The 7,240-nt window shown below is 69.9% G+C and carries 5 protein-coding genes; 3 read left to right on the top strand and 2 right to left on the bottom strand.

The window, feature by feature from the left end; translation table 11 throughout:
• Positions 1–54 precede the first annotated feature (54 nt).
• Positions 55–495: a YccF domain-containing protein gene (locus ABD134_RS11440; protein WP_344229567.1), complete on the bottom strand. Its 441-nt coding sequence runs from the start codon at positions 493–495 to the stop codon at positions 55–57.
• Positions 496–560: 65 nt separating this feature from the next.
• Between ABD134_RS11440 and ABD134_RS11435 the strand changes: the two genes are divergently transcribed.
• From ABD134_RS11435 to ABD134_RS11425, 3 genes are all read left to right on the top strand, one after another.
• The gene (locus ABD134_RS11435; protein ID WP_344229565.1) at positions 561–2,768 is read left to right on the top strand and encodes a penicillin-binding transpeptidase domain-containing protein; all 2,208 of its coding nucleotides are present in this window, start codon (positions 561–563) and stop codon (positions 2,766–2,768) included.
• A gap of 37 nt (positions 2,769–2,805) precedes the next feature.
• Positions 2,806–3,735, top strand: coding sequence for a tRNA (guanosine(46)-N7)-methyltransferase TrmB (trmB, locus tag ABD134_RS11430; RefSeq protein WP_344229563.1), 930 nt, complete (start codon positions 2,806–2,808; stop codon positions 3,733–3,735).
• Between the two features lie 200 nt (positions 3,736–3,935).
• Positions 3,936–5,942, top strand: coding sequence for a BCCT family transporter (locus tag ABD134_RS11425; protein WP_344229561.1), 2,007 nt, complete (start codon positions 3,936–3,938; stop codon positions 5,940–5,942).
• A gap of 136 nt (positions 5,943–6,078) precedes the next feature.
• On the opposite strand, the gene ABD134_RS11420 is transcribed toward ABD134_RS11425, so the two are convergent.
• Positions 6,079–7,167: an alpha/beta hydrolase gene (locus tag ABD134_RS11420; RefSeq protein ID WP_344229559.1), complete on the bottom strand. Its 1,089-nt coding sequence runs from the start codon at positions 7,165–7,167 to the stop codon at positions 6,079–6,081.
• Positions 7,168–7,240 lie beyond the last annotated feature (73 nt).

Raw genomic sequence — 7,240 nt, 5'->3', positions numbered from 1 at the left:
CCCCTTCCGGGGAAGGGGACGGGCCGGCGTCGTGTCCCGGGATGGTCCGGCGGATTACCGGTAGCCGGCCTGGGCGGCCGGAAGGTACTGCGGCAGCGAGCGCGCCTCACCGGAGTCCATGATCTTCTTGCCCAGGGGCAGGAGTGAGACCGGGATCATGCGCAGGTTGGCGATGCCCAACGGAATGCCGATGATCGAGATGAACATGGGGATGGCGGTCAGCACGTGGCCGATGGCGATCCAGACGCCGGCCACGATGAACCAGATGATGTTTCCCAGTCCGGTGAAGACGCCCATGCCCGGCTGGGTGTCCACCACCACGCGGCCGAAGGGCCACAGGGCGTACCCCGCGATCCGGAACGAGGCGATGCCGAAAGGGATGGTGACGATGAGGAGACAGCAGATGAGTCCGGCCAGGAAGTAGCCCACGGCCAGCCACAGGCCGCCGAAGACCAGCCAGATGATGTTGAGGATGAGGTTCAGGGGGCGGTTCATGGGACCATGCTCCCAGCAGGCCCGGGTCAGCGGCTACTCTGGCGGGAGCCTTGTCAGGAGATTTCATGCAGAACCACCAGTCAGCGGGCCGCTCCCGTCCTCTCCAGCCGTCCAGCCAGTCCGCCCGCTTGGGCCGTCCGGCAGCAGTGCTCGGCCTCTCGGCCGCCCTGGTGCTGACCGCCACCGGCTGTTTCGGCGACTCCCGACCCGCACCGCAGGAGACCGCCACGGCCTTGGCCGGTGCGATCTCCTCGGGCGACTACTCCACCGTGTCCCTGACACCGGAGTCCCAGGGCGTCCCCGAGCAGCTCACTGAGGCCCTTGCGGACCTGGAGGACCTGGACCGCACGGTCTCCGTGGCCTCGGCTGAGGTGGACGGCGAGGACAACGACCGTGCCACCGCTACCCTGACCGTCGACTGGCAGCTCGCGGGCAATGAAGCTGCGGCAGCTGATGCGAACGCCGAGGCCAGCGCAGGCGAGAGCCCCGCCGCCGGTGACGTGGCCGGCGCAAGCGATCAGGCCAGCGCCAGCGACCAGGCCAGCGGAGAAACCGAGTCCGGTGCTGACGCCGGCTCCGAACGGACCTGGTCCTATGAGACCACCGCCGAGATGCAGTGGGACGAGGAAGCCCAGGAATGGCTCGTGGAGTTGGCCCCGGAGACGGTCGTGCCGCAATTGGCCGCGGGCGGCACCGTCAACCTCACCACTGTCCCCGCCGAGCGTGGCAGCATCCTCGACGGCGCGGGCGAGGAACTGATGATGGAACGGGATGTGGCCATCCTCGGGCTGGACAAGTCTCAACTCGAGGCGGATGATCCCGAGGTCCTGACCGCTGCCGCCCGTCAGGTCGCCGAGGTCGCCGGGGTGGACGAGGACGCCTTCGTGGCCCAGGCCGAGGCCGCCGGAGAGAGGGCCTTCGTGCAGGCCATCACCGTGCGCAACAACGGGGACACCGAGATCCCGACGGACCAGTTGCTGGCCATCCCGGGCGGGCGGGTCCTCGAGGACACCGCCGTCCTGGCTCCCACCCGCGCCTTCGCGCGGGACGTGCTGGGCACCTACGGCGAACCCAACACCGAGCAGATCGAGGCCTCCGAGGGCGAGCTGGAGGCCGGGGTCGAGGTCGGCCTGTCCGGCCTGCAGGCCACGTGGGAGGACCACTTGGCCGGCACCCCCGGGGTGCAGATCACCATCGACAACCCGGACCAGCCGGACACCGGTGAGGCCGAGACGAACGCCTCCGGCTCCCCCAGTGCCACCAGTTCCAGCACAGATGCCACGCCCACGTCGCCGGACGGGCCGGTCTTCAGCACCGACCCGGTCCCCGGCCAAGACCTGGCGTCCACGCTGAACCGGCGCGTGCAGGAGGAGGCCGAGGCCGTCGTCGCCGCCTCGGACGTGCCGTCCGGCCTGGTGGCCCTGCGGCCTTCGGACGGGCAGGTGCTCGCCGCGGCCTCCAGTCCTGAGGGGTGGCCCGTGGCCGCGTCCGGGTCCTACGCACCGGGCTCCACGTTCAAGGTCGTCACCGCCCTGGCCATGCTGCGATCCGGGATCGCCCCCGGGGACACGGTGCAGTGCCCGGAGACCCTCAACGTGGGCGGCATGGTGGTGGGCAACTATGACGGCTACCCGGATGAGTCCGTGGGCGAGATCCCGTTCTCCGAGGCCTTCGCCGAGTCCTGCAACACCGTCTTCGTGGGCGCCCACGAGGACATCAGCGCCGCTGACGAGGCTGAGGCCGCCGAGGCATTGGGGCTGGCCGCCGAGCCGGTGACCGGTCTCGATTCCGCCTTCCTCGGCTCCGTCCCGGACGACTCCACCGGAACCGAGCACGCCGCCAACCTCTTCGGCCAGGGCGTCGTGGAGGCGTCCCCGCTGGGCATGGCCACTGTGGCCGCCTCGGTGGCCGCCGGGCAGACGGTCCGACCCCTCTTCGTGACCGATCCGGCCGTGGAGGCCCCCGCCGCGCCGGAATCCGGGATCACGGGCGAGGAGGCCGAGCTGCTGCAGGCGCTGATGGCCGGGGTGGTCGAGACGGGCACCGCCGAGATGCTGCAGGAGGTCCCCGGTGCCCCCGTGCTGGCCAAGACCGGCACGGCGCAGTTCGTCGCCGATGGCGATGACCTGGCGCACACCTGGCTGGTGGCGGTCCACGGTGACCTGGCGGTGGCCCTGTTCTTCAACGAGGGTCTCGGCGGCGGCCATGACAACGGGCCGGTGGTGCGGGACTTCTTGACCGCCGTGGAGGAGATCATCCCCTCGGAGGGGTGATCCCCCCCAACTGATCTCCCGTATCCTAGAAGTCCTCATGTCCAGCGAACATCCCGCCCCCGCGCAGCACGCCCACGGGCACAACAACCGCCCTGACCCGGAGCTCTACCGCACCGAGCCGGTGTCCTTCGTACGCCGCGGCGAGCGGTTGAACCCCCGCCGCCAGAAGACGTGGGATCGTTCCCACGGCAAGTACATCGTGGACGTGCCCCGAGACCGCGCCACCACGTCCGTGGCCGAGGGTACGGACATCGACTGGGGCCAGGTCTTCGGCCGAACGGCCCCGCTCGTCGTGGACATCGGCTCCGGCCTCGGGGAATCCACGGCCCAAGGGGCGATCGACCACCCGGAGTGGGACTTCATCTCCGTGGAGGTCTACACCCCCGGCCTCGCCGCCCTACTCGTGCGGGTCGAGGACGAGGGACTGGAGAACGTCCGCGGCGTCCAGGCCAACGCCCCCGAGGTCCTGGACCGCCTGCTCCCCGCCGGTGGGGTGCAGGAGATCTGGGTGTTCTTCCCGGATCCGTGGCACAAGACCCGCCACCACAAGCGCCGCCTCGTCAGTCCGGCCTTCGCCGACCGCGTGGCCCGGGCCCTGGCCCCGGGTGGCGTGCTGCGGCTGGCCACGGACTGGTCCAGCTACGCCGTGCACATGCGCTCGGCCATGGAAGCCCATCCTCAGCTGGCCAACGCCCATCCGGGCCGCGCCACCGGAGAGGACTCTCCGCTGACCCGGGTCCGGCTGGAGGGCAGGGAACTGGAGGTCGGAGCACAGCCGATCGCACCCCGCACCGGCTCGGCTCGTGCCGGGGTCAGCGAGGCGAGTTCCGGTGCCGGCCTGGAGGACCCCGTGGACCACGAGGGTGGCTGGGCGCCTCGGTTCGAGGGCCGCCCGCTGACCAGTTTCGAGAACAAGGCACTGCGCGCGGGGCGGCTCGTGTTCGATCTCACGTACGTCCGGCTCTAGCCGCCTGCCCGCACTGGAGTAGGGCCCCTGGCAGGTCGCTCCAAGGCACCGCTCCGGTGCCCCCGTCTTTGCGCCAACGCCATCGGACAGGGATACTGGGAGGCCGAATCGTCCACCGGCCTCCCCCAGGGCGCCATCGAAGCGCCCGGCAGGTCCGGTCTGCGCGTTACCCTGGGCGGGTCACAACCGAAGGGACCCCGGTGCCCGACACCACGCCCTCTCCTGCCACACCCGGTCTGCCGAAGAGCCCCCCGGAGAATTCCGGTGCAGTCGGGATGTACCCGCACGACATCCACCCTGGCCTGGTGCCAGGGATCGGTGTGGACGAGCAGCGCAACCGCTTCGGCCTGGACAAGCTCGTCTTCGGCGTCACGGGTGCCCTGATCGTGGCGTTCGTGGCGTGGGGCGTCATGGCTCCGGAGTCCGTATCCGAGGTATCCGCCTCGGCCTTCGGCTGGTCCATGACCAACGCCGGCTGGCTGCTGAACATCACCGCGATCGTGGCCCTCGGGGCCATGCTGTTCATCGGCTTCAGCCGTTTCGGCAAGATCCGCCTGGGCCGTGATGACGAGGAGCCGGAGTTCTCGCGCTTCTCGTGGGTGGCCATGATGTTCGGTGTAGGAATCGGAGTCGGGATCTTCTTCTTCGGACCCTCCGAGCCCCTCTCCCACTACCTCTCCCCGCCGCCGGACACCGTGGCCGCCGGCACGGACTCCGCCCTGCACCAGGCCCTGGCCCAGTCCCACTTCCACTGGGGCCTGCATGCCTGGGCCATGTACGCCTTGGTCGGCGGCGCCATTGCCTACGCCTCCTACCGCCGTGGCCGTGTCCCACTGATCAGCTCGGTGTTCCGCACCCTCTTCGGGGCCCGGCAGACCGACGGGCTGGCGGGCAAGGTCGTGGACATCTTCGCGATCATCGCCACCCTCTTCGGCACCGCTGCCACCCTCGGGCTGGCCGCCATCCAGATCGGCCAGGGCGTGGAGATCATCTCCGGAGCCGGGCCTCTGGGGAACAACGGACTCATCATCATCCTGGCGGTGCTCACCGCCGCTTTCGTCATCAGCGCCGTCTCCGGAGTGGCCCGCGGCATCCGCTACCTGTCCAACATCAACATCCTGATGACGCTGGGCCTGGTCCTGTTCGTATTCATCACCGGTCCCACCCTGTTCCTGCTGAACCTGCTGCCCTCGGGCGTCATGGAGTACGCGGACGAGATGTTCTCCATGATGGGCAAGTCACTGTCCTGGGGGGCGGACACGGTGGAGTTCCAGTCCTATTGGACGGGGTTCTACTGGGCCTGGTGGATCGCCTGGACCCCGTTCGTCGGCATCTTCATCGCCCGCATCTCCCGCGGCCGGACATTGCGGGAATTCGTCCTGGTGGTCATGGGGGCACCGACCTCGATCCTGGTCTTCGCCTTCACCATCTTCGGCGGTGCCGCCATCTGGATGAACCGCGACGGCGTGGAGGGCACCGATGGCTCGGCCACGGCGGAGTCACTGCTGTTCACCCTGTTCGACCAGTTGCCGCTGTCCCAGATCACCCCGTTCATCGTGATCGCGGTGCTGGCCATCTTCTTCGTCACCTCCGCTGACTCGGCCTCGGTGGTGATGAGCACCATGTCCTCGCGCGGCAATCCGGAGCCGAACAAGCTCGTGGTGGTCTTCTGGGGGCTGTGCATGATGGGCATCGCGGTGGTGATGCTCCTGGTCGGCGGCGAGACCGTCCTGACGGGCCTGCAGAACCTGACCATCCTCATCGCCCTGCCGTTCTCTATCGTCCTGCTGCTCATGGTGGTCGCCTTCCTGCGAGACCTGTCCACGGACCCCGAGGCCATCCGCCGCGACTACGCCAAGACGGCCATCTCCAACGCCGTGCGCCGTGGCATCGAGGAGCACGGTGACGACTTCGAGCTGTCCGTGCGTGAGGCCCCCGAGGGACGCGGTGCCGGTGCCGATTTCGACTCCACCGCGGATCAGGTCACCGAGTGGTACCAGCGCACCGACGAGGAGGGGCAGCCGGTCGACTACGACTACGAGACCGGCACCTACGCCGACGGCTGGACACCGGAGGGCACCGAGCCTTTCGCCGCCACGGCCAGCAGCACCGACGGCGCCTCCGTTGACGAGGCATCCAGCCAGGATCAGGCCGCGGACCCTGATGCCCAGGACCGCCAGCCGGGCCGAGGAACGTCCACGAGCTGACACCGGCCCTGCTCTGACGGCCTTCCAGGCCGCCGTCCTGCCGTTCAGGCAGTGCGAGAACGCCCCGTTCCCCCGCCGACCAACGGCGGAGGACGGGGCGTTCTTGTCTTCCGGTGCCACGCGTAGGGCCCGCGGGTCAGTCGAGGCGCAAGCCCGCCGTCGCACGGGCGATGCGGTACAGCGAGCTGGTTCCCACGTCCCGGTAGCCGAAGCCGCGGTGAATCGGACCTGCACCAGGCCGATGCCGCGAGGTGTTGTGTCCGACCACTCCGGCGAGACCACGCGAGCCTTCCGACCCGACCTCCAGCGGTGTGAACCGGGTCCAGCGTTGGCGCCGCGAGAGCAGCCGCCCGAGCCGGGACAGGTAATCGGTGTCCGCCAGGGCGAGGTAGATGTTCTCAGCCGTCAGCCCCAGCTTCCCGGGATCCCCCGCCAGGTCGCGGGGCAGGCCCACCACGCCGGACACCACCAGCGCGTCCAGGCTGCGCGGCGGTTCGCGCCGCTGCAGGATCTGCAGGGCCCGCGCGGCTACCACGCTCCCGTAGGAATGGGCTTCCACGGCAGTGTGCGGAAGCGCGGACGGCTGGGCATGGGGTCCGACGCCGGCCGGTCCGGTCTCAGCGCCTGGTGCGGTTCCAGGGAGCAAGCCGGTCCCCACCGACGCGCCGGTCTCAGCGGTGGGCGCGGAGCCCGTGGCGAGCCGATCGCGGTAGTCGAACCAGCCGTCCAGGTGGCGGGCCAGCCGGGCTCCTCCGCGCAGGGCGGACTGGCCGGACAGGGCACCCCAGGGTCCGGGCGGGTGGTAGCCGAGCCAGGCCACCACGCATGGCCGAGGGGCTCCGGCCTCCCGCTGGGCGGCCCACAACTGCCCGGCCTCCCGGACGGACCCCCACATGGCGGTGTGGACGAAGACTCCCATGCCGGAGACCTGCCAGGTCAGATGGCTGGCCGTGGCCGGCTCCCCCACGGCGATGGCGGCGGAGGCCGGTCGCAGGGCGGTGCCGAGGTCATAGGCCAGCAGCTGCCGCTCCGGGTAGGAGCGGTCCATGGAATCCGGCTTCAACGCATGCACCAGGCCGTCCAGGGCGGATTTCTGGCGTGCGCCCAGGGTCTGGCGACGGCGCATGTCCTCCCGGAGTCGGGCCCGGGTGGCCTCCTGCTCAGCGGCGTCCCAGATGTCCCGGCGAGCCACCGGCGCGACCGGCAGCTCCGACTCGCCAGCCACGGCAGATTCGGCAGCCTCAGCAGGTTCGACCGGTTGCTCCGGCCTCAGCCCTGGCGTTTCCATATCCGTACCG

Source organism: Citricoccus alkalitolerans (assembly GCF_039528175.1).
Lineage (GTDB): Bacteria > Actinomycetota > Actinomycetes > Actinomycetales > Micrococcaceae > Citricoccus > Citricoccus alkalitolerans.
Note: the sequence above shows the minus strand (reverse complement) of the source record. Positions and strands in the feature narration are given on the sequence as shown.

Coding starts and splice junctions, on each gene's coding strand:
- ABD134_RS11440 (WP_344229567.1), bottom strand. CDS start 495: ATGAACCGCCCCCTGAACCTCATCCTCAACATCATCTGGCTGGTCTTC.
- ABD134_RS11435 (WP_344229565.1), top strand. CDS start 561: ATGCAGAACCACCAGTCAGCGGGCCGCTCCCGTCCTCTCCAGCCGTCC.
- trmB (WP_344229563.1), top strand. CDS start 2,806: ATGTCCAGCGAACATCCCGCCCCCGCGCAGCACGCCCACGGGCACAAC.